Source organism: Dyadobacter crusticola DSM 16708 (assembly GCF_000701505.1).
In the GTDB taxonomy this organism is placed as follows: domain Bacteria; phylum Bacteroidota; class Bacteroidia; order Cytophagales; family Spirosomataceae; genus Dyadobacter; species Dyadobacter crusticola.
Map to the genome: position 1 here is coordinate 153,595 of NZ_JNJB01000008.1, position 21,893 is coordinate 175,487.

The following is a 21,893-nucleotide window of genomic DNA, read 5'->3' on the forward strand; positions in this document are numbered from 1 at the left end:
CCAAGCTATCCAAAAAGCCCTTTATAAAACCTCAGCCCTTCCTCTGCCAGCTCGTCAGCGCTATTGGCCAAAGGGCGCCAGATACAAGCGGCACGGGCCAGTTCTTTGGAGGGTTGACCGAAGGTTTCTATCACCACGGCGCCTTCGTACCCGATTTCGTTCAATGCATCCCTGATACCTGCCCATTCGAGATGTCCGGTGCCTGGGGTTCCACGGTCGCTCTCGTTGCCTTGCACGTGGCAAAGTAACTCCTTGCCGATCTTGCGGATTGACGCAGGGATATCCTTTTCTTCAATGTTGGAATGGAAAGTATCAAGGACGATTTTAAGACCGGGATGTGACACTTCACCCACAAGCGAAAGCGCCTGATCAACTGTATTGACCATGTCAGTCTCGAAACGGTTTAAAGGTTCCAATCCCAGCGTGACGCCCTCCGACTTAGCAATATTGCTCACTTCATACAGTGTCTCAACGCACCAGGTGCGTTCCTGCCGCTTTTGTTCGTCGGAAACAATCCTGGTTTTACCTACTGCCGAATAGAGCGGCCCGCTGAAAACCGGGCTCTCCATTTCAGCAGCAATGCGAATGCAGTCTGTAATATAATCCCGCCCGATCTTTCGATGGGCAGGATTAGTGCTTGAAATATCCCGTTCGGGGCCAAATGCGCCGCTGATTGTGATTTTAAGATCAAGGTCGCGGCAGGTTTGCTTCACCAGCTTCCAGTCAATGAGCGTTTTGTCTTCTACGGCTATTTCAACAATGTCATAACCAAAGGCCTTTACTTTTTCAAACAGCGAGATATTGGCTGTAGAAAACGGTGAGAACCATATAAATGTACTTGCGCCAAACAGCATTTCAGTTGATTTTATTCTTCAAAACTTGGTACATCCACACGGATACCACCTTTCATTGCCGATTCGTGTGCGCATATTCCGGCGCAGGTATAGTTGGCAGCCAGTGCAGCATCCACAGCCGAATCCCGCTCTTCGATAATCGCCGCAACAAACTCCTGCACCAAATGCGGATGCGAGCCCCCATGACCTGCCCCTTGCAAAAACGAGACGTGGTTAGGATCATCTATTTTTTCGCGCTTTGTAAAATGCTTGATCGGCTCGATCAAAAGCTCGTCAGTATCAGGTACGTCAATGCGTTTTGAATTTTCGCCTCCATCAAAAATCACATGACTTTCGTCCTGCAGCTGCTCCCATTCGAAAGACATTTTAGTCCCATACACATCATAACTCTCGCGGTACTGGCGCACCACATCAAAGAGCGAGCGAGTCGCCTCAGCAACAACATCTGAATTTTTGAGCGTGAAAGTGGCAGTTTCAACAGCAAACGGCGATCCGTACCTGCTGGCCAGATCTTCCGAAAGCCGGCCTGAACCGTGACATACCACAGTTTCCGCGATGGTATTGTTGATTTTTAATAACGGGGAAATAGCGTGTGTTCCATTGAGCATTGGAGGATATCCTTTCCAGTACTCGCCCCAGCCTTCCATGCTCATATCCTGAATGTGCGACCCGCGGACAAATTGGATCCGCCCGAGATCGCCATTTTCCGCTAGTTTCAGTCCATATAAAAACTCACGCGTATAAAGCGCTGTTTCCATCATCATATATACCTTTTTGACTTTTCTTTTTGCGGCTACGATCGCCTCACAATCTTCTTTAGTCATCGCCATCGGAATCGTGCAGGCTGTGTGCTTTCCTGCATTGAGAGAAGCCAAAGTCATGCGAGCATGCTCCGGAACAGGTGTTACAATGTGGATTGCATCCACGTCGGCGCGTTTCGGTACATCCTCAAAATGCTCGAAAACGAGGTTCCTGTCCAGGTTGAACTTCGCTGCCAGTTCGTCGCGCGTTTCTTTGCTGCGCGTACATATTCCGACCGCTTTGATATTTGGATGACTCTGGTAAATGGGGATAAATTCCTTCCCAAACCCCATTCCGACAATAACTACTGTGATCTGTTTCTGACTCATGCTATTCTAAATTTGATTTCAAAATTCTCCTTAATCCCCGGGCTTAAGCCCGGGGCAATTGATTTCGGGCGGGCGCTTTGCGCCGCGCGTTGTTGCACCATTGCTCTGCGACCTCCCCACATCCATTTCCGTCGATTTTAATTGACGGAGTCGGGGCAATTCATCTCGGGCGGGCGCTTTGCGCCACGCGTTGTTGCACCATTGGTCTGCGACCTCCCCACATCCATTTCCGTCGATTTTAATTGACGGAGTCGGGGCAATTGATCTCGAGCGGGCGCTTTGCGCCACGCGTTGTTGCACTACGGGTCTGCGACCTCCCCAATCCCTTACCGTTGACTTTAGTCGACGGAAGAAGCACCGCTAGCCCGAGACCCAATTGCCGGGACCGGGAGGCAGCAGCGCGGCTCAAGACCCAGCCGCCCATTGTACGGCGTTACGGATCATGGTTTTGTAGGGTTCGATGGTGTGGGATGCTGCGTCGTGGCCCAATGCTATTCCTACGATCCTGCTTTTTGGATATTTGACAATGAACAAGCTGGGATACGTGTTTTCTGAAGTAGCCGCCTTGCCTGTTGCCAGTACTTCAATCGGAGTCGCTGCCGCATCTGTTTTGAAATAATACAACTCATCATCCAGATGGAATGTCGCCGGGATACCTTTTGTTAATGGATGCTTTTTATTTGTGATCGTTACGTCAAAAGGACCATACTTGTCGTGGCCGCGTGATCCTCCGCCTACCAGTTTCGCATTGTATTCAGGCCAGTCTTTCCAATTGTACCAAATGGCAGGATGCGCCAGGATCAGGCCTTTTCCTGCATCTGCAAATGCGAAAATGGCTTTTCTCGTAGCCTCGTCGGCAATGGGCTGGTTGTTTGCCAAAAACAAAACATCCGTTTCAGGAAGCTGCGATAGGATACTGGCAGGATCGCTGGTGTAAGTCACTTTTGCCAATCCGCCTTTTTCGAGAGTCGCTACATCTTCCTGTTTATACCAGCGGTCAAAATCGTGAGAGGAGCCACCGCCGACCATCAGCACACGGATGGTCTTCTTAGGCGGCCAACCTCCTTTTTCTGCTAATAAATTCCCTGTTGACAATACAACCGCGACGAGCAGCAGCGCCAGTTTTTGAATGGATTTGAACATAAATCGTAATTGAAGTTTACAAATGCTTGTTTCTTATCTGGTAACCCTAAGAATTCCATTCATCCCGCGCCAGTGGCCCGGGAATGTACATACATAAGGGTAATCACCAGGCTCATTCGGAACAGTAAATTCAAGCGTGACAGTCTCGCCGGAGCTTACAAGCCGGGTTGAATGAAGTACCTCCGGAATTCTGGGTACATAATGCTTTTCAGCAGCCTGCGGGTCACGCAGCATTTCATCCGCCTCCTTTCCTACTTTCTGCAAAGTTCCCGGTTTTATAATTACCAGATTGTGCTGCATTCCGTCGGGATTTTCAAGATTGATAACCACCTTCTGGCCTGCTTTTACATTAATCAGCTTTTTGTCAAACTGCATAATCTCTTTCTCAACCTTCATTTCAATCACCATGGCACCGGACTTCACGCCGGCAGATTTTGGCTCGGCGGCTGGTTCCTGTAATTTTGCATCTTCGGGTTTGTTGAGTTCCAGCGTAGCTTTTTGAAAATTGCCCACAAAGCCAAACTTACCGTCGTACTCACCAATGTTATTTTCCCCTTCCAGATCCTCGCCCGTTCTTACCGTATTTTCGAGCGGCATAGCAAACAGCATGTGCGCTTTACCTTCTGCGGCAGGTTTTCCGTCAATGTTAATGAAAATTCTCCCATCCTTTTTCAGGCCGGCTTCCACATCAAACTTCTCAGGCAAAGGCTGTTGTGTAATAGCTTTGGATAACATTCCATGTTGTTTTACAGCCATAATCAGCTTTCCATTCTGGATGTAAAGTGCGTATCCACCTTCCTGACCACCCTGTCCGGCGATAAATCCCTGCAAAGCGCGGTCTCTTCCTTTTGCCACGCTTGCTTTGATTGTGATTTCCTTACCTGTAACATCCGGCGGAAATTGGAGACTGCCTCTCCTTCCCAGCGCATATACCTCTTTCTTCAATGCATTTGCAATCTGGTCCGACAATGCAGACTTACCAGTTTGCCCGGCCGAAGCGGCGATGAAGCCTTTTTCGTGCTGGATACCAGCTGCCAGCAATGCTTTGGACAGCCATTTGTCTTTAGCATTTTCTTCGTCCAATGAAGCCCGGTAAACAGCGGCACCGATTTTGTCAGAAGCAGGTATTTCAATCAAAGCGACAAAGACAACTAATCTTGTGTTCAGATCAGGATCTTTCATCAATTTTTCAAGCGAATTAAAACTCTGCTCATTCTTCGGCAATACCGAAGCAGCCGCTTTCCGCACACCCGGTGCAGGATGTGAAAGCGCTTTATTCACTACTTCCAGACTTCTCAAATCCGATCCGTCCATCACACCGAGCCCGTGTAAAGTCCACAATGCATGCACAGCCGGACTGTTCAGTCCAATTTCGTCTACTTTCTGGTTTTCAATAATTTTATATAAATCCGGGACAACAGAGCGCTTTCCCGATTCAACCAGCAGCCGCTGCGCCGTCATTCTCCAAAACATATTGTCATTTTCAAGCGCAGCTACCAAGCCTGGGAGATCATCCTTTGATAACTTTAGCGGGGCGGCTTTCTTTGCATTTTTATAAACAACCCGGTAAATGCGGCCATGATTAAGGTCGCGCATCGGGCTGCTGAATGCATTACCCTGTCCGTGAGGCTGTTCTTTAAATGGCATGATGAATTCAGCAGGTGACTGAGCAGGCACGAAAACATTGTGCTGAATAATGAAGTTATACCAGTCCGAAACCCACACAGCTCCATCGGGACCCACCTCGGCGTGCACCGGGCCAAACCATTCATCGGAGCTGGCCATGAAATTCCAGCCGTCTTTCTCCTTGAATCCAGCGCCATCTTTCTCAATGATCGCTTTATGGACCAGCCTGATCGTGGGCTCGGATACGAATGCAATGCGGTTCCAGTATTCTTTTGGAAATGATCTGGCCGTGTAAAAATGATGTCCGGCGGCCGAAGTATATCCACCTACCACGTCCACCTGCCGCAAGTTCGGTGTCATGGAATGCGCATCATAATGCCCGTCAATTTTCTGCACCGACTGGATCCCGGGCTCGTCGCTCTCAACAGAACGCTGCAGGTATTTGGCAGGCATTGAAAAATAGGCACTGTGCGTGTTGTTGGCGGTTGACAAAAAGACATTGTTGTCTTCTGTTAACCCCAGCCCCCAGGTGTTGTTGCTGCTGCTGCCGAGGTATGCGAATTCTTTCCCGTCGGGTTTGAAGTGGTAAACACCCTGCGAGAAATTATATGCTTTTCCATTGATATTACCTTTAAAACCCGAGTACCCGTTTACTCCCCAGATTTTATTATCAAAACCATATTGCAGGTTCGACGGGCCGGCGTGGGTATCGTTCTTTCCCCAGCCTGTCATAATTACCTCGCGCACATCTGCCTTATCATCTCCGTTGGTATCTTTCAGGAAAACAAAATCTGGTGCCATCGACACAATGATCCCGCCATTTGAAAAGACCATACTCGTAGGAATATTCAGGTTATCTGCAAAAACGGTGAACTTGTCCGCCTTTCCGTCGCCGTCTGTATCCTCACAAATTTTGATCCGGTCGTTGGCTGCTCCGTCGGTTTCCTTGAATGTATTAGGATAATCTACCGACTCCACGACCCACAATCTCCCGCGCTCATCCCACGCCATCGCAATCGGATTGGTAATGTCGGGCTCAGCGGCAAAAAGCTGGATTTCAAAACCTACCGGTACCTGCGTCAGTTTGTTAGATTCTGCGGGCGGCAGTGATTCCTGCATTTTGTTCACCACGTGTCTTTTGGTAAAATGCGCGATCGTATCCGCGTCGTAAATATCCGGATCGGGAAGTTTTAGAGCGGCAATGCTTTTTTGAACATCGTCACCAATCGCCCAGAGTACACCATTCCTAACCAGGTCCAAAAACCCACGGTTGGTCCAGGTACTGTCTTCGTGGCCGTAAGCTGTATAAAATACCCGGCCTTTTCCCTGATTTCTAACCCAGGTATAAGGTTCGTGGTGATCCCCTTCCACTCTTTCCCCCAGCACTGTTTTATCCGGGTTCAGGTTCTTGTGTACATAGGTTTCGTCCCAGGTTTCAAAACCCGTAATTCCTTTCATCACCGGATGTTCGGGTTTCAGGATTGTGTTCCTGAAAGTGCCCACTTTATGGGAAGCAAACTGTCCGCCTACTGTTTTGATATACCATTGCGAATTCCTGAAACAACCCGTAGCCGAATGCAGCGGGATTAATCCCTTGCCGCTTTCAACAAAAGCTTTCATGGCGCTTTCCTGCGGTGGCGGTAGTGAATCGTGGTTTGCATAAATGATCAAACCGTCGTATTTCGAAAGGTTTTCGGCAGTGATATCGCTCAGATCGGCGGTGTAGGTCATATTAATCCCACTCCTGAAAAGCTTAATCGCCAGCCAGGGAGCATATTTTCCTGAATCGTGGTGTTTGCTGTTGTGCCCCAGGAACAAGACCTCAGCACGTCGCGCCGATCCGGAACTTGCATCGGATCCTGCATTCCCGGAAGGATTCCGGGCGCAGGATACAATGAGAATTGCGGCAAAAATGATTAGAATGTTTTTCTTCATCAGATAAGAATTCAGGGTTTAGGCCCTTGTCCCTCGCGGGTTTGGGAAAATAAGTCATGCAGGTCTGGCGCGGCCAGCGTGGCTGAGCCAGACCTGCACGAAAAGGACTATAAGTCGATTTTTTGCACAGGTGAGAAGATCATATCTTCCACATCCTTGATTTTGACGCCAATTCGTGCAAATACATAACCCTGCGCAGGCACAAGCGCCGGCACATTCACCGACAGACTGATGTTGTTCATATCCTTGATATCAGCAGGTGCGAGGTCCATAGTACCAATGTTGGTAGCGCGGGAAACAAAATTGGTTTTGTTCACATACAATGATACCCGCTCCACGGCTTTCGCATTTGCACCGGTCACAATTTGTTCCAGCTTCACGGAGGCAGAAACTTTCCCTTCGCCGCCGTTGAAAGTCGGGTTGCGGATCATAAAATACGGCTGCACTTCCACGTCAAGTGTCTGGTTGCCATTTACAGTCACATACAGCGTATCCTTTTTAGCAGCATCCTGCTGGATTGTACGGAATGGCCCACGCCCAGCCGGAAACACCAGTTTGTAATTACCATTAAATAGCAGCGCCGAGTAGCGACCCTCCTGGTCAATGGGCGCGTCAATGGGAGCGAGCTTACCGAAGCCAGGCTGCCAGAGCTGCATTCGAACCTGATTGAATTCCACGCCGATCGGTTCACCATTATATACAATGCGACCTGATAAGGTTGACTTGGGTGCTGTGAAATTATCTTTCTCACAAGACATTACCCCCAGTCCGAGTAATAATATAGCTAGAAGCTGAACTGTTACTTTCATGATCTGATATTTTAAAATGCCTTAATGATTAGGATTGCGGACGATTTTGGGATTGTTGTTGATCACATCGTCACTGATGTAGGAATAATAATTCCCTAGCTGAAACCTGTCTGCGCCTGTTACGCGGCTCAAACGGGTTACTTTATAAATCCACTTCCCGTTGGTCGGCGAGCCGGGGTTGTAGATTTTGTAAGGCCAGAGTCCGTAAGGCTGGGTGTTGCGCTTGGTAGCCTTACCCAGGTCTTTGGATAGGTCGGCAGTTGTTATCGCATTTCCATCCATGATCAGGTGGGCAATGCGCCATCTTTTCATGTCATAAAGGTAATGTCCTTCAAATGCCAGCTCTACGCGCCGCTCGTGCGCAATGCGGTCGAAGTTGATTTCCGACGCTTTTAGCGGAGTGGTCAAACCGGCGCGGGCGCGTACCATATTCATGTACTCGGCGGCGGTGGCTGTCTGTCCCAGCTCAAATGCTGCCTCAGCTGCATTCAGGAGCACTTCTGCGTAACGGTATCTTACCAGCCAAACCTCACTGTTCACCCCGCGCTGGCCCGAGCCAACAACAGGATCGAGGTATTTGCGAAGGTAAAAGCCGGTTTGTGCAGTAAACTCGAAACCATCGATAGGACCGTCGAAACCTACCACCTGCTCAGGAACTGTTTTACCTGGTAAAGTCTTTTGCGCACCACGGTCGTCGCCGCTTACAATGGTCCCATTCCCCAATTGAAAACCAGCCCAGATATCCACAGCTCTGCCCTTGAAAGTAGTACCAGGCAGCATCACAGTACCGGCAAGGCGGGCATCCCGCCCTGCAAAAATATCTACCTGATTATCATAGTAAATGGGTGCACCTGCTGCATTGGTTGTCGGGATCGGGGCAAAAGTATTGTCCAGCTTTTCAAAAGCTTCAACAAAATTCAGCGACGGATTAATGCGGCCGCCTTCCTCTTCCTCTGCGCCGTAACGCGGCTGGTTCCAGCCTGTGAAGTAATGCACCTTACCACTTTGCAGCTTGTAGTCTTCAACAAAAATCACCTCCGGGTTATTAGCCTTGTCGTAAAAGATACTTGCAAAATTCTCGGACAGATCAGGCTTTTTGGTATACAGTGCGTAATTACCTGCAGAGCCCGCGATGATCTCTTTCGCCGCGGCCAATGCTTTGGTATAATATCCCTGCGCCATAGAAGCAGGAATGCCCACTTCGCCGCCAGGCAGCATTACCGAAGGTGTATTCACCCCGTATTTGGCGATGGAAGCAGCATACAACGCAGCCCGCGTTTCCATTGCCAGCGCTGCACCCTTAGTAGCTCTTGATTTTTCCAATGCATTTGCAGGCAAATCTCCTTTAATCGCTTCTGCCTCTGCGATCACAAAATCATAAATTTCTGACTCTTTGGCGCGTGGGCGCTGCAGGTAAGTCGGATCTCCGCTGAAATCATAGGTAAGTGGTTCCAGGATCAATGGAACGCCGCCCATTCTTTTTACCAGCTCAAAATAGTACGAGGCGCGCAGGAAGCGGGCTTCTGCCAGGAAGCGTGCTTTTACAGCCGGGTCCAGCTTTTCGGATGCACCGCATTTTTGGATGAACAGATTCATTTCCCGGATATACCCATAATCCCAGGCTCCCCAGGAACGAACATCCCAGCCAGAATTCTGAAATGCATTGTAGCGACCTGCTTCCGACCAGAATGCCTCATTGAAATCACCAACTGTCATCCAGCCGGGAATATCGTTGAGGGTTTTGAAAGTCGAAATGTCGACGTAGCGATTGTACAAATCCCCCAGTACCGAGAGTATCTGCTCTTCGCTATTCCAGATTTGTTCGTCGGTCAGGATATTGGTAGGCGGACGGTTCAGGAATGCGTCGTCGTCGCAACTCCAGCCCAGCATTAAAACAGCGATCAGTAATGTATAAAATCTCCTTTTCATTTGAATCTGACGGTTTTTAGATAGAAAGATTGATACCCACATTCACAAACTTGGCTTGCGGATATTGAAGTCCGTTTTCGTCAGCCACTTCCGGGTCCACACCAAACTCTTTCAGGTTATCGATTGAAAACAGGTTATATCCATTGATATAAAAGCGCGCTCTTTGCATTTTCAGCTTTTCCAAAACGGATTTCGGCAGCGAATAACCCAGTTCCAATGTGCGCGCACGAATGTATTTTACATTGTGTACCCAGAAAGTAGAGTTCCTGTTGTTGTTGCTGTGCGAGCCGTCGTTATAGCGCAATGCAGGATACTTACCCGGAATCCATTCACTGTTCAGATCGAACGGATCTTTGCGGTGCCAGCGATCGAGGAATATACTGTTGAGTGCGCCGTCATTCTGATACGCCCAGCGCTGCTCCCAGTTCTGGTTCCAGGTGTACATTCCGCCGCCTGAGAAGTCGGCCGCGAGCGAGAATCCTTTCCAGCTTACCGACAGGTTGAGGCCAAAGTTGATATTAGGCTGACCGTTCGTTGTGTAGCCAATCGGCCTCTCGTCCAGGTTGTTGATCACATTATCGCCATTTACATCCTTGTAAATCAGATCTCCCGGAAGCAAAGTGCGGTTTCCCTGCCCGTCGATGTTAACAGGATATTCGGATATCTGCTGCTGCGACTGGAACTGTCCGATTGTCTCATATCCCCAGAAAATGTTGTCATAACGATTCTCCCGCGACGCCCGGTACTGATCCTGTGCATTGTTGAATATCGGCTTGTAAGAAGACACAAACTTGGTTCTCGAAAACGACACGTTACCGCCGATCGAGTAGTTGATATCGCCTGATTTTCCATTGTATGTCAATGCACCCTCCCAGCCTTGCTGCGAGTCACTGTTTACGTTTTCTTCCGGCAGTGCGTAGCCCAACTCACTGGGCACGAGCAGGTCGTATTTACGTCCGAGCAATCCTGTACGGAGCCTGTAAAAGTAGTCCACCGAACCAGTCACTTTCGTTCCCAGCAAAGAAAAGTCCGCGCCAATGTCCGTGATCTTGCTTTTAAACCACGAAATATTGTTGATGATCTGGCCCTTATCCCTTGAAGTAACGACCGCATTGCCGCTCAGGATCACATTGCCCTGATTGTAATTGTAGCCCGGCAGGTACGCATAAGGACTTAATGGATTGTTTGGATCATTGTTAAAAAGGATATTATCGTCTCCCAAAATCCCGTAAGATGCCCTGAATTTTAGATCATCCAAAATGCTGCGGGTGCCGATCAGGTCTTTGACAAACTTCTCTTCTGTAATTCTCCAACCCACGGAAGCCGACGGAAATGTGCCAACCCGGCGGTCAGGAGCAAACTTCCAGGAAGCATCGCGGCGGGCTGAAAGTTCGAGGTAATACTTGCCTGCATAATCATAATTTAGCCTACCGATATACCCTATACGTGCAAGCTCTGATTCAGAATCGTTGTAGGTATCCATCGTCGGGAAGTAGATCAGCGGGAGTACATTGGTCTTCGGCACTGCGTGTACCCATTGATCCTGTACCTGCTCTTCCTGACGTTCCGCCACGAAAGTTGCGCCTACTGTATGTTTGCCAAAAGTGTTGTTATAATTTAATTGCCCCTGATACACATTCCGCATCACTTTCCTGGTACCCCGCTCACGCCATGGGTTTGTACTACCGCCCGTTACCGTGTAGGTATCTTCGGTCGGATTGTAGGTGTAGGCTTCGTAGGTATATTCGTGTCCGTTCATCACGCGGTCGGCGATGTAGTAGGAGTACATTCCTTTTGCTACCAGACCTTTGATACCCGGAATGGTGTATTCTCCTGTAAAGTTGGTTTGCAAAACACGCCAGTATTCTGTCCAGTAGCCGCCAAGCTTTTTGTTATTGTAAGCCCAGTTGGTTTCGTTGTGCTTGATATCATTCAGATAATTTGGATTATCATTGGCGTAAGGCCGCTCGAAGGGGCGGTTTCTCAGGATTGCAAAACGGGGCAGCCAGTAATCGTCGCCACCCGGAATACCAGGCTGATCGCGGTTTTCGATACGTCCATTGATCTGCACGCCAAGTTTCAGCCGGTCGGTGATTTTTGCATCCACATTGCTCTGGATGTTGGTTCTTTTGAATGTAAACTCCCGTCCTAAAACCGCAAACTGTTTCAAATGCGTAGCAGAAATGTAGTAGCTGATCCTGTCGGAACCTCCGGTCATATTCATGTTTAATGAATAAAGCGGCGCATTCTTTTTGACGATGAAATCTTTCCAGTTGAAAGTTTGATAGCCAGGCTCAGTACCTACCCTGTATTTTTCGAGCTCAGCGGGTGTGATGGACGTTTTACCATACTGGTTCATTTCCGCCTCAGCGCGTCCGAGCATCCATTGGTATGAATCGTTGACCACATTCGGGAAGCGTGACCAGTTCTGCCAGCCGGTATAAGCATCGATATTGACCGTATTTTTAGTACCGTTCTTCCCGCGCTTGGTAGTTACCACCACAACCCCGTTTGCCGCGCGAACTCCGTAAATAGCCGCAGAAGCATCCTTTAACACCGAAATGCTTTCGATATCATTAGGAGAAATGTTATTGAACTGACCCGCATCCTGCTGTATACCATCGATTACAAAGAGCGGGTTACCCATATTCCGGATCTGCACATTGGCACTCGCACCCGGGCGGCCGTCAGGCATACGGAATGTAACGCCGGGAATTTTACCAGCCAGACCAGAGCTTACAGTTGAACCACCATGCACACGCTCGATATCCTTGCTGGTCACGGTAGAAATGGCGCCGGTCAGCGACTCTTTCTTTTGGGTACCATAACCGACCACAACAACCTCTTCCAATGCTTTATCGTCCACTTTCAAGGCAACATCAACTTCTGTTTGCGCTTCATTTACAATGATTTCACGCGAAAGAAAGCCTACAAATGAAAAGACCAGGGTAGCATCACCATTCGGAACAGTAAGTGAGAATGCACCTTTTTCATCCGAAGATGTTCCGGTTTGTGTTCCTTTTAAAACAATGCTGACACCGGGCAATGCAACGCCCGCTTCGTCTTTTACTGTCCCGCGGAGTGTCCGGTCAACAGCTTGAACTGCGCCGGGAGCAACTTCGGGCTGCCCCACGTCAGACACCTTCACCGGTGTCTTGTCCGGCTTGATCACAATCAGATCTTCACTTACCTTGTAGCTCAGCTGCAGCGGTTTCAGTAGCTGGTCGAGCACGGAAGCCAGCTGTGTGTTACTTACCTTAATGGTGGCTTTCCTGTCAGACTGGATTAGCCTGGAACTGAATACAAACTTGATATTCGTTTGCTTTTCAAGCTCCTTCAAAACTTTTTTAACATCCTGATTCTGAATATCAAGAGTCACTTTCTGAGTGAGAGCCGATTGTGCCCTGCCGTCAACAGCCCACGACACTCCGGCAAACAGGCACACCAGAAAACATTGCAAGACGGTTATACGCATAAGAGTTATGAGCAGGTCATCGGTTCGTCGAACTTTTTCCATATTTTTGATTGATTTGTTGGTTAAGGCGATTTATTCAACAATATCTTCCCGGGCGGCCACTTGCTGTGGCTGCGAGTAATTAGCGTTACTTTCGGGAATCCGAATCAGTCATGTGGCAGCATGGCTGATTTTTTTTTCGACAGTATGGCTCTATGTCATTTGCATGTTAGGTTTGAGTGATGTGACTTACTGATTCCGGCAATACTCATTCATTTTGCTACTTGCACCCATTGCCCGTGATCCTGACCTGATCTCCATTGATCTCGTAAGTAGCATCAATGGCATTGCATATCACAGCCAATTTCTTGCTGAAAGGTTGTCCGACCAAAGTGGCAGTTAGCGGACATTTTTCCAGCGCATCGACATTATAAATGATCTTTACATTATAAGCTGCTTCCAGCGATTTGAAAACTTCGGTCACCGGGGTTTCGTCAAATACAAAAAGCTGTGACGAAATATCCTGCTGATTCAGCTCCTTAACGGGCGTTTCAACAAGTTTGAGCACCTTCCCGCTTCCGGCCGTCAATGCAATGCGCTGATCGGGATAGAGAATGAAGCCCTTCTTTTCTGCATTGCTGACTTCCGTTTCGGTGGCGCCGTTACTTACCGGAAAAACGGTCACCTTTCCCGTTTTCACTTCCACTTTCACCTGCCCTGTTATTTCTCTTGCGTCAACACTGAAACTGGTACCTAAGACCTTTGTAACAATGCCACGCGAGTACACCAGAAATGGTTTTCCTGGGTCTTTGACTATTTCAAAAAAGCCTTTTCCTATCAAAGTAACTTCACGCTTCTGGCCAGTCTGCAGTTTGCTATTGTAACTAAGCTGCGAACCCGGATGCAGCACTACGGAGCTCCCGTCGGGCAGTAACACAAAGCGTTTCTCTGTCAATGCATTGACTACCTCAATTGTTTCCCAACCAACAGGCGCAGCTTTTTGCTTTCCAAAAGAGATCATTTCTCCCGGCCGCAGGAGATACCAGAAGCTCATCGCCCCTATCCCGCAGATCAATGCGACAGAGGCTGCTACCCTGAGCCAGCGCCAGGTTTGTACCACCGGCTTTTCATCCTGGTTTGCGACAGGTTCCTCCACGTACATACTGTCTTCCACTACCTTCCACATCTTGCTGCTCTGCGCCTCTGTCGGTTTGCTTTTGCCGGTATCCTCTGCCAGCAGATAGATATACTCCCTCGCTGATTCGACAGTTTTCGTCTTTTCAGGATATTGTTCCAGAAAGCCTTTCCAGTACGAATCGCTCTCTGCATCCGGATTCAAAACCCAGGCTATGAACGCGTCGTGCCTGATCAGGTCCGTGAGAGAATAAGGGGTGTATTTCATTTTGGATAAAAAGACTGAATGCCTTCCAAATACAAAGAGCAGAGATGTGCGGATTTGACCTCTTTAAAATAAGATTATTTTTACAAAAAATTTCAAGAAAGAGGCAATGCGCAGATAATCAGCAGGAAGCTGATGATTGAGTTTTGCGCCTGCCGGAAAGCAGTCAGCGCTTTATAGAGGAAGTTGCGCACGGACTTTTCATTCACCCCCATAATCTGGCCGATCTCTTCAATGCTGAATTCGTCGAAATACCGGAGGGTTATTGCTTCCAGCTGACGTTCGGGAAGCAGCGCAAGCAGCTCACGGATACGCTGTGCACGGATCAGGTTTGATTCGGATTCGATGAGCAATGTCTGAGAATCGGAGAAAGAAAGCGGCATGATATCCGGCTCACTCAGCTCGGCAATTTCCTCAGTAGCGGGATACTTGTCGAGCGTCTGGTGAATGCGGCGGCGCAATGTCCGGTAGAGATAAAATTTGATTGAAGAGATATGCTCGGTCAGGTTCGCCCTCAAACGCCAGATATCTATAAAGATATCCTGTATAGCGTCTTCGGTTACGGCAGTATGCGTGGTCAGCTTGCAGCCGTAGTTGTAAAGTGTACGGTGATACTTTTCGAAGATAAACGTAAACGCCTGTTCATCCCCTTGCCTGAGCGCGAGCCAGAGCTGCTGCTCGGTTTCCCACCTGCCAAAAGTATTCTCTGTGACCAACGTTTTCTTTTTTAGACAAAGTTTAAGGCAACGAAATTATACTATAAATACTATTTATTATCAATCTATTTACATAAATAAAATCCGGAAGCCTGCATTGAAAATACTGCTTCCGGATTTGCTGTTTGGCGGCTGTTTACCGCAGGGTAAGTGATTTAAAATTCCGCGTCAGATCGGTAAGTGACTGCTCTACGCCCATTCTTTCAAGGGACGATGCGCCTACAAAACCGTGAACATCTGTTTTTTCCAGGATTATCCTCACATCGTCGGGCGTATTCACTGGTCCGCCGTGCGCGAGGAAAAACAAATCGGGATTCACTTCTTTGCCAGCTTCCATGATCGCCTGTGTCGCTTCTATGGCCTGGTCCATTGAAACCGATGCATTGACAACACCAATTGACCCGCCGACTGTCGTTCCCACGTGAGCGATAATCGCGTCCGCGCCGGCTTCTGCCATTTGTCTGGCTTCCTCGGGCTTGGCTACATAAACAATGGAAAAAAGATCCATTTTGGTAGCAAGCCGGATCATTTCAACTTCTTTCTCGAAACCCATTCCCGTTTCTTCCAGCACTTGCCTGAAATGACCGTCGACAATGGAATGTGTTGGAAAGTTATTGACGCCGGAAAATCCCATTTCTTTTACTTTCAGCAAATGGTGCCACATTCTTCGCCTCGGATCAGACCCGTGCACGCCGCAAATGACCGGTACTTCTTCCACTACGGGCAGCACCTCAAATTCGCCGATCTCCATCGCTACTGCATTGGCGTCACCGTACGCCATTAACCCGGCAGTAGAGCCGTGGCCAGCCATTCTGAACCGGCCTGAATTATAGATGATAATCAGATCGGCGCCACCTTTTTCAATGAATTTTGCGCTGATCCCGGTACCGGCACCAGCTGCAATAATGGCTTTCTTCTGGTTGACAGTGGCCCGCAAGCGCTCGTTGACCTCCTGTTTGGTGTAAGGATTTCCCTTACCTGTCCACGGATTTGGCATAATATATTAATGAGTTATAAAAATGAAAATCGGTATGCTAGTTTTGTTTGAGCAGGGACAAAAGCCGGGCGACCAACAGTTCGGCAAATGCAGCATCATTGATATGCATATCGCACTTCACAATCCTTTCTTTTGATCTGATATGCTTTTCCACGGATTCGAGCAAAACAAGATCTGCTTCCGGATCATGAAAAATGCCTCCTGCACTATCCAACTGTGAGATACCTTTCAATGGGAATACAAATTGCACCGGACCAACGGCCGCATTGATCTTCTCAGCTATCTCCTTTCCTAAAAGCACGTTTTCTTCTGCATTGGTCCGCATTAACGTGACGTCCGGTGCCCAGCTGTACAGCTTTCTGCTCTGGTACTTTCCTGGAACGGAGTCCAAATGTGCGAAATTTACCATATCGAGGCAACCCGGAACTACAATCTGCGGGATACCCAGCTCGCCGGCAGCAGTAAGCCGCCCCGGACCTGCGCTGCATATTCCGCTACAAAGGTTATCTGCGAGTTCGGTGGTCGTAATGTCAAGCACAGCTTCAAAACAGCCTTCCCGGATCAAAGCTTCCATTGCTTTTCCTCCCACCCCATTGGCATGGAAAGCGAGCACTTCGTAACCTTTCTGCCGGAGTAGCGCGGTACATTGGTCGACGCACGGGGTTGTATTCCCAAACATACTCACGGCGATACTTCCCCGGGCACTAACCCCGCCCACTTGCGCCGAGGCCGCCATGGCGCAAATAGCGCCTGCTGCCTGGGTAATCAGCAGGCGGAGAATGCTGTTCAAACCTGCCACATCGACAATCGACGGCATCAGTGTGATATCTTTATGACCGATCTGCCGGGTAAGGTCTTTGGTTGCCAGGGTACTGAGGCACAACTTGGGGATACCAAGCGGAATTTCCTGCATTGCTGACAATGCAATGTAAGTACCGCCGCCACCGCCCATTCCGATCGCTCCTTTGATCCTTCCGCTTGCAACCAATTGGCGCACGATCCGCGCTGCGCCCCGGCCCATTACATCCATTGCGTAGCCACGGTCACGTTTTGTACGTAGCTCCTCAACGCTGGATCCCACTTCTGCGGCGACCTGGGCAGCTGTAAAATCAACTGGAAAACCGGGCAATGCAGCGAGCACGCCAGTGTCGATCGTGATTACAGTTTCACCCAGATTCGTAATGCATTCTCTGAGGAAAGAAAAAGCTTCACCCTTGGTGTCGAAACAACCAATGATTAAAATGGATTTGTCAGTCATGAAATGTTGCTGGTCGCGCCAGATAAGTCTGTGCCAAAACAAAGAAAGGCGGAAGTGAGTCCACCCTTTTGAAATACCTCAAAAAAATTTCTTTTTTGATCAGCTCTGTTTTGAAATTACCCACATCCAGTTGGCAGGCCAGTAGTCTGTTTTGATCTTTTCATGCTTCACAACGCGTTCATCTATTACTTCGTAGCCTGTCAGGCCCCCGCCCTGACTTTCCACATCCGCTTTCGCGTGATTGTACAGTTGCAACCAGACTTCGGCGCTAATCTTGTCCTGTGCAACGAAAGTAAGCTGCTTCCATTTGGGGTCGACGGAGTTATTTACATAGCTAAGGAGGAGGTAATGCTTGAAACTGTCGCTGTTAAGCGACATCACGGCACGTTTACGATTTTTCATGAGTGAGGTAGATTAAATCAAAATAAAATAGATGATGTACATGTTAATGTATATACGAGCAAAACACCTTCCCGGTTTATCTTAAATAGTTGATTATTGAAATAGTTCTACAAGGAACATTCCAATTATCTTCATTAGCATTTCAGGCTGGAAAAATTGACATTTAGCATGGCACGGGATTTGACGTTTGGTGATACTACGTTATAAAATAAACTACTGATGGTTACGCTAAAATTTGTGAAAGGCGATTGGGTAAAGGAAAAGAATGGGTCAACGGTAATGCGGATAGATGAATATCAGGTTGTGGAGAGCTTACAGCACGCAAACGGGAATAATTCAAATCCGGTTAACAGGCCGGTTTATAACGGGAGAGTCTGGTGTACGTGGGTGAATGAGAATAAAACTGTAGTTACACAACCTTTTTGGCAGGACGATCTGGAACTGGCATCACCGAACGATTAAGGATCCGCATTGACATCTGACACAGTATCCTAAAAAAATGAAATCCCGGAATCGCTCCCGGGATTTTTCATTTGCTGTAAGCAATATCAGGGCCTTATAGCTGCGCCCGAGCCGCTGGCTGAAGTGGTATCGCCCGTTTCGGCAGTTCCTTTCCTGTTTTTTCTCCGGTTCATCCGGTCTTCTTTCTTGTTCGACGACGGCATTAAGGTGTCTTTGATCACTGCGCCTGAACTGGATTGTCCTTTGATCAGTGTATCCTCAGAGGGAATGTTCGCTGGTCTGACCGGAGACTGCGGAGAATTGAAATCCGTTTTCTTTTCAGTTGCCGGGGTAGTGGTTGTTGGGTCCTGCGTAGGTACTGTCTGAGGTACCGAGGTACCCGGAGTCGTGGTAGTTTGGGCGCTTACCATTCCTGCTGCCGCAAGCAAAGCGCCGAATGTCATGGTTATGATCTTTTTCATTTTTGTCTGGTTTTTAGTTGGTTACAGTGATACTATTCTAACTAACAAAAGCATTCCAGCGAAGATTATACAGCTATTCTATATATACGTATTTCAATTTTACATTAACCTAAAACTACCAAGCGTCATTATCCCTACATATGTAACATTTGCTTACTAAACTGTTGTTAAGGCACTTATCCACAAGTTGCGCATTGTAATACCCAGTAATAGGCTGGTACTAAAAGAATGAATTCCTTAGATAATATAGAAATATTTCGCGCTTCTAGCTGTACACCCGCCGCATTCTGATCTTCTCGCTAGGTGTTAAAACCAGTGGTACTTTTTCGACTTTCACTGAGCTGCTGTCAAGCCCAAACCATTTGTCCTCCGACGTAGTGATTCCTTTTATAGCGAAGTAGATTTTCATAATCAGCTCTTCCCTAAAAGGCAGGTTATTTTCGAGAGAGAGGTATCGTTCCAATACAACAAACCTGAAATCGCCGGTAATATTCTGCCTGTTTAGAGATTCATAGCGGCTGGTAATATCCACCTCTTTATTCATCACCATATCCTCTACGACTTTCCTGAAAAAGAGGTTTATGCGCTGCTCAATCCTGAAACCCAGACGGAACGTAACTTTGATCACATCGTCCTCGGCCAGGATGTTGACATGATAATCCATTGTGTAAGGCTCATCGGTGGTTTCCACGTGCACAAACCAGTAGATATCGGCGCGTTTCGGACGTTTGTAGAAAATGGAGTAAATAATCTTGGTTTCAATCTCCGATTCATGCGACGCATTGGACATGAAAATCAGGTGCGTAGAATACTTCGGAATGCTGATATCATTGCTGAGCTCCCGTAGGGGTGCAATGTATTTTTCAAGACTGTCAAATTCAGTCAACCTGAGTTTGATGTAATAGGCTTTCAACCAAACTGTAATTACAAATGCGATCACACTGGCAAGCAACAGCGATACCCAGCCGCCATGCATAAATTTCAGCAGGTTGGCCGCCAGGAACGAGCCTTCGATAGCGAGATATACGACCAGGAATACAGCAAGCAGCCATTTCTGTACTTTATGCACATAAAGGTACACGGACATCAGGATCGTCGTCATGATCATTGTTAGCGTAATCGCCAGACCGTAAGCCGCTTCCATGTGCGACGATTCCTTGAAATAAAGCACGATACCTACGCAGCCAGCCCACAAAAGCCAGTTCACACTTGGAACGTACAATTGTCCTTTCTGATCACTTGGATAAATCAATCGAACTTTTGGCCAGAAATTGAGACGAATTGCTTCTGAAATCAATGTAAATGATCCGCTGATCAAGGCCTGGCTGGCAATAATGGTCGCCATAGTCGCAATGGCGATACCCGGCAGCAGCCACCACTCCGGCATAATCGCGAAAAATGGCTTGCGCCCGTTCAGGTAATCTCCGGAATGAACGATAAGCCAGGCTCCCTGGCCGAAGTAGTTGAGGATCAAACAGGTTTTAACAAAAATCCAGCTGATCCGTATATTTCCGCGCCCGCAATGCCCAAGATCGCTGTAAAGCGCTTCGGCACCTGTCGTACAAAGAAATACCGCGCCCAACATCCAGAAACCACCGGGATGATTGGCGAGGAGCTGGTAACCGTAATAAGGATTGAGCGATTTGAGGATCTCCATATGGCCGATTACCTGCGATAATCCGAGTACTGCCAGCATCAGAAACCAGATCAGCATGACCGGACCAAATGCGCGGCCCACAATGGTAGTACCGAATATCTGAATGATAAAAAGCAACGTAAGTATCCCGATAACGATCGGAATAGTTTGGATATCCGGATACAGGATCCGCAAACCTTCTACGGCTGACGAAACGGAAATGGGAGGAGTGATAATACCATCAGCCAGCAAGGTACTTGCACCGATAATCGCCGGAACCGCCAGCCAGGAAGCATTTTTCCGCACCAATGCAAACAACGCCAAAATCCCGCCTTCTCCTTTATTGTCGGCCCGGAGAATCAGGATCACGTACTTAACGGTCGTTTGCAGAGTAAGTGTCCAAAAAATACAGGAAACCGCCCCGTACACCACCTCGTCGGAAATCGCGCTTGTCCCGATAATCGCCTGCATTACATACAAAGGCGAAGTGCCTATATCTCCGAAAATAATTCCTAATGCGACCAGTAACCCCGCAGCAGAGGCTTTGTCAAGATGCTTATGAGAACCCATTGGTTTTTACAAAAAAATGAGGATTGCGAAAATCCTCAGACATTTTAAAGTGTATAAAATTCGTAGTTGACTTTCCAGTTTACCTCCTTACCGGGCTCTGCGGCGATGCGTATGTAAGGCTCAGGACAGGAAGTGGTAGGGCAAGCCCAGTAAACAAGCTTTTCAAGTGGCTTGTCACAGGTTATTCTTACCCCGGCCCGGCTTTTCGTATTTTCAATGCGGATATCATAGTCTTTTGCCGAAGATCCAAATCCCTTCAAGCCGCTGCTGAATACCTGATCACCCGGCTTCACTTCTCTCGCATAAGTGAGTTGCTTGCCATTTGCATTGATGATACTGCCAAATCCGGTGCCTTCACCGGATACATCAAACGGGAAAACGATCCGGATATTTTCATTGGAACGCTCATTGTCAATCATGAAAAAATTATGATTGTAAGTGCTTGTAGCGATCGCCTTTGTGCCGGTGTTTTTAAGGCTGTGTTCCAGCACCAGTTCCGGTTTGCCAGGTACGAGGCGCACGGTTTTCGTGTAAATGTATCCGTAGCCGGATTTATCTTTCAGCTCATGGGTAAATGCTACCTGATCTTTTCCCTTCTTCACTGTCCATTTACCTCCGTTTTCAAGCTTATAGTTTGTAGCAAAAGCATACTTTTTATCGTCGGGCTTCACCAATGTGCCCACGCCTATTTTCACGAAAGTATCCCCGGGCTTAACCTCATCGAAATCCAATGCGACGAACTCTTCAACTGGCCCCATAATGGCGTCGTGCAGCTCGGGATTATAAGGAGCCTGGTTCCATTTGCCGAAGTAGGAGTGACCTTTATATTCCAGACTAGGGATTACACCGGCCCAGTCAAACCGCTTCCCGCGATAGTAACCCGTTTCATTGTCTGGCAGGTATAGTTTGGCTTGGATAATTCCATTTGATATTTCAGCACCCGGATGATCCGCCACTTTGAAAGCGCTCACGCATATACAAATGAATGCGGCTAAGACTAGAACATGATTTTTCATTGAATTCGGGCAATACTTGATTGGTGGGTATTTGAGGAAAATGCGGTCGTAAAAAAAGACAGTAAGATAGAAATGCAATGTTACATTTCTTCTTAC

General features: G+C 48.0%; 16 protein-coding genes. 1 reads left to right on the top strand and 15 read right to left on the bottom strand.

Annotated elements, in window-relative coordinates; all coding sequences use genetic code 11:
- Window positions 1-5: 5 nt before the first annotated feature.
- The 12 genes from Q369_RS0113300 to Q369_RS0113360 all read right to left on the bottom strand — a co-directional run bounded on the left by Q369_RS0113300 (window position 6) and on the right by Q369_RS0113360 (window position 17,652).
- Window positions 6-854, bottom strand: coding sequence for a sugar phosphate isomerase/epimerase family protein (locus Q369_RS0113300; protein WP_031528298.1), 849 nt, complete (start codon window positions 852-854; stop codon window positions 6-8).
- Between the two features lie 11 nt (window positions 855-865).
- Window positions 866-1,984, bottom strand: a complete 1,119-nt coding sequence (locus Q369_RS0113305) for a Gfo/Idh/MocA family protein (RefSeq protein WP_031528299.1) — start codon at window positions 1,982-1,984, stop codon at window positions 866-868.
- Between the two features lie 405 nt (window positions 1,985-2,389).
- Entirely contained in the window at window positions 2,390-3,127 is a 738-nt protein-coding gene (locus Q369_RS0113315) for a ThuA domain-containing protein (protein WP_031528300.1), read from the bottom strand.
- A gap of 33 nt (window positions 3,128-3,160) precedes the next feature.
- Window positions 3,161-6,688, bottom strand: coding sequence for a PVC-type heme-binding CxxCH protein (locus Q369_RS0113320; protein WP_031528301.1), 3,528 nt, complete (start codon window positions 6,686-6,688; stop codon window positions 3,161-3,163).
- A gap of 107 nt (window positions 6,689-6,795) precedes the next feature.
- Window positions 6,796-7,497 (bottom strand): DUF3823 domain-containing protein, encoded by a 702-nt coding sequence (locus Q369_RS0113325; protein ID WP_031528302.1) that lies wholly within the window; start codon window positions 7,495-7,497, stop codon window positions 6,796-6,798.
- A 21-nt stretch (window positions 7,498-7,518) separates the two neighbouring features.
- Window positions 7,519-9,426 carry a RagB/SusD family nutrient uptake outer membrane protein gene (locus tag Q369_RS0113330; protein ID WP_031528303.1) on the bottom strand — a complete coding sequence of 636 codons (1,908 nt, stop codon included), beginning with the start codon at window positions 9,424-9,426 and terminating at the stop codon, window positions 7,519-7,521.
- 16 nt (window positions 9,427-9,442) lie between these two features.
- Window positions 9,443-12,943 carry a TonB-dependent receptor gene (locus tag Q369_RS0113335; RefSeq protein ID WP_229206831.1) on the bottom strand — a complete coding sequence of 1,167 codons (3,501 nt, stop codon included), beginning with the start codon at window positions 12,941-12,943 and terminating at the stop codon, window positions 9,443-9,445.
- 217 nt (window positions 12,944-13,160) lie between these two features.
- Window positions 13,161-14,282: a FecR family protein gene (locus Q369_RS0113340; RefSeq protein ID WP_031528305.1), complete on the bottom strand. Its 1,122-nt coding sequence runs from the start codon at window positions 14,280-14,282 to the stop codon at window positions 13,161-13,163.
- 92 nt (window positions 14,283-14,374) lie between these two features.
- Complete coding sequence (locus Q369_RS0113345; protein ID WP_035333434.1) at window positions 14,375-14,995, bottom strand: RNA polymerase sigma factor; 621 nt, start codon at window positions 14,993-14,995, stop codon at window positions 14,375-14,377.
- Window positions 14,996-15,131: 136 nt separating this feature from the next.
- Window positions 15,132-15,992 (bottom strand): phosphoenolpyruvate hydrolase family protein, encoded by an 861-nt coding sequence (locus Q369_RS0113350; RefSeq protein WP_031528307.1) that lies wholly within the window; start codon window positions 15,990-15,992, stop codon window positions 15,132-15,134.
- A gap of 37 nt (window positions 15,993-16,029) precedes the next feature.
- On the bottom strand, window positions 16,030-17,250 hold the full coding sequence (locus Q369_RS0113355; RefSeq protein WP_031528308.1) for a Tm-1-like ATP-binding domain-containing protein: 1,221 nt from the start codon (window positions 17,248-17,250) through the stop codon (window positions 16,030-16,032).
- A gap of 99 nt (window positions 17,251-17,349) precedes the next feature.
- Window positions 17,350-17,652, bottom strand: a complete 303-nt coding sequence (locus Q369_RS0113360) for a hypothetical protein (protein WP_031528309.1) — start codon at window positions 17,650-17,652, stop codon at window positions 17,350-17,352.
- A 219-nt stretch (window positions 17,653-17,871) separates the two neighbouring features.
- Here Q369_RS0113360 and Q369_RS0113365 point away from each other — a divergent pair, with 219 nt between their 5' ends.
- Complete coding sequence (locus tag Q369_RS0113365) at window positions 17,872-18,114, top strand: hypothetical protein (protein WP_051664060.1); 243 nt, start codon at window positions 17,872-17,874, stop codon at window positions 18,112-18,114.
- A gap of 86 nt (window positions 18,115-18,200) precedes the next feature.
- Here the strand turns inward: Q369_RS0113365 and Q369_RS0113370 are convergent, their stop codons facing one another.
- From Q369_RS0113370 to Q369_RS0113380, 3 genes are all read right to left on the bottom strand, one after another.
- The gene (locus Q369_RS0113370; protein WP_031528311.1) at window positions 18,201-18,575 is read right to left on the bottom strand and encodes a hypothetical protein; all 375 of its coding nucleotides are present in this window, start codon (window positions 18,573-18,575) and stop codon (window positions 18,201-18,203) included.
- A gap of 265 nt (window positions 18,576-18,840) precedes the next feature.
- Window positions 18,841-20,781: a KUP/HAK/KT family potassium transporter gene (locus Q369_RS0113375; protein ID WP_031528312.1), complete on the bottom strand. Its 1,941-nt coding sequence runs from the start codon at window positions 20,779-20,781 to the stop codon at window positions 18,841-18,843.
- A gap of 44 nt (window positions 20,782-20,825) precedes the next feature.
- Entirely contained in the window at window positions 20,826-21,752 is a 927-nt protein-coding gene (locus Q369_RS0113380; RefSeq protein WP_310588996.1) for a hypothetical protein, read from the bottom strand.
- Window positions 21,753-21,893 lie beyond the last annotated feature (141 nt).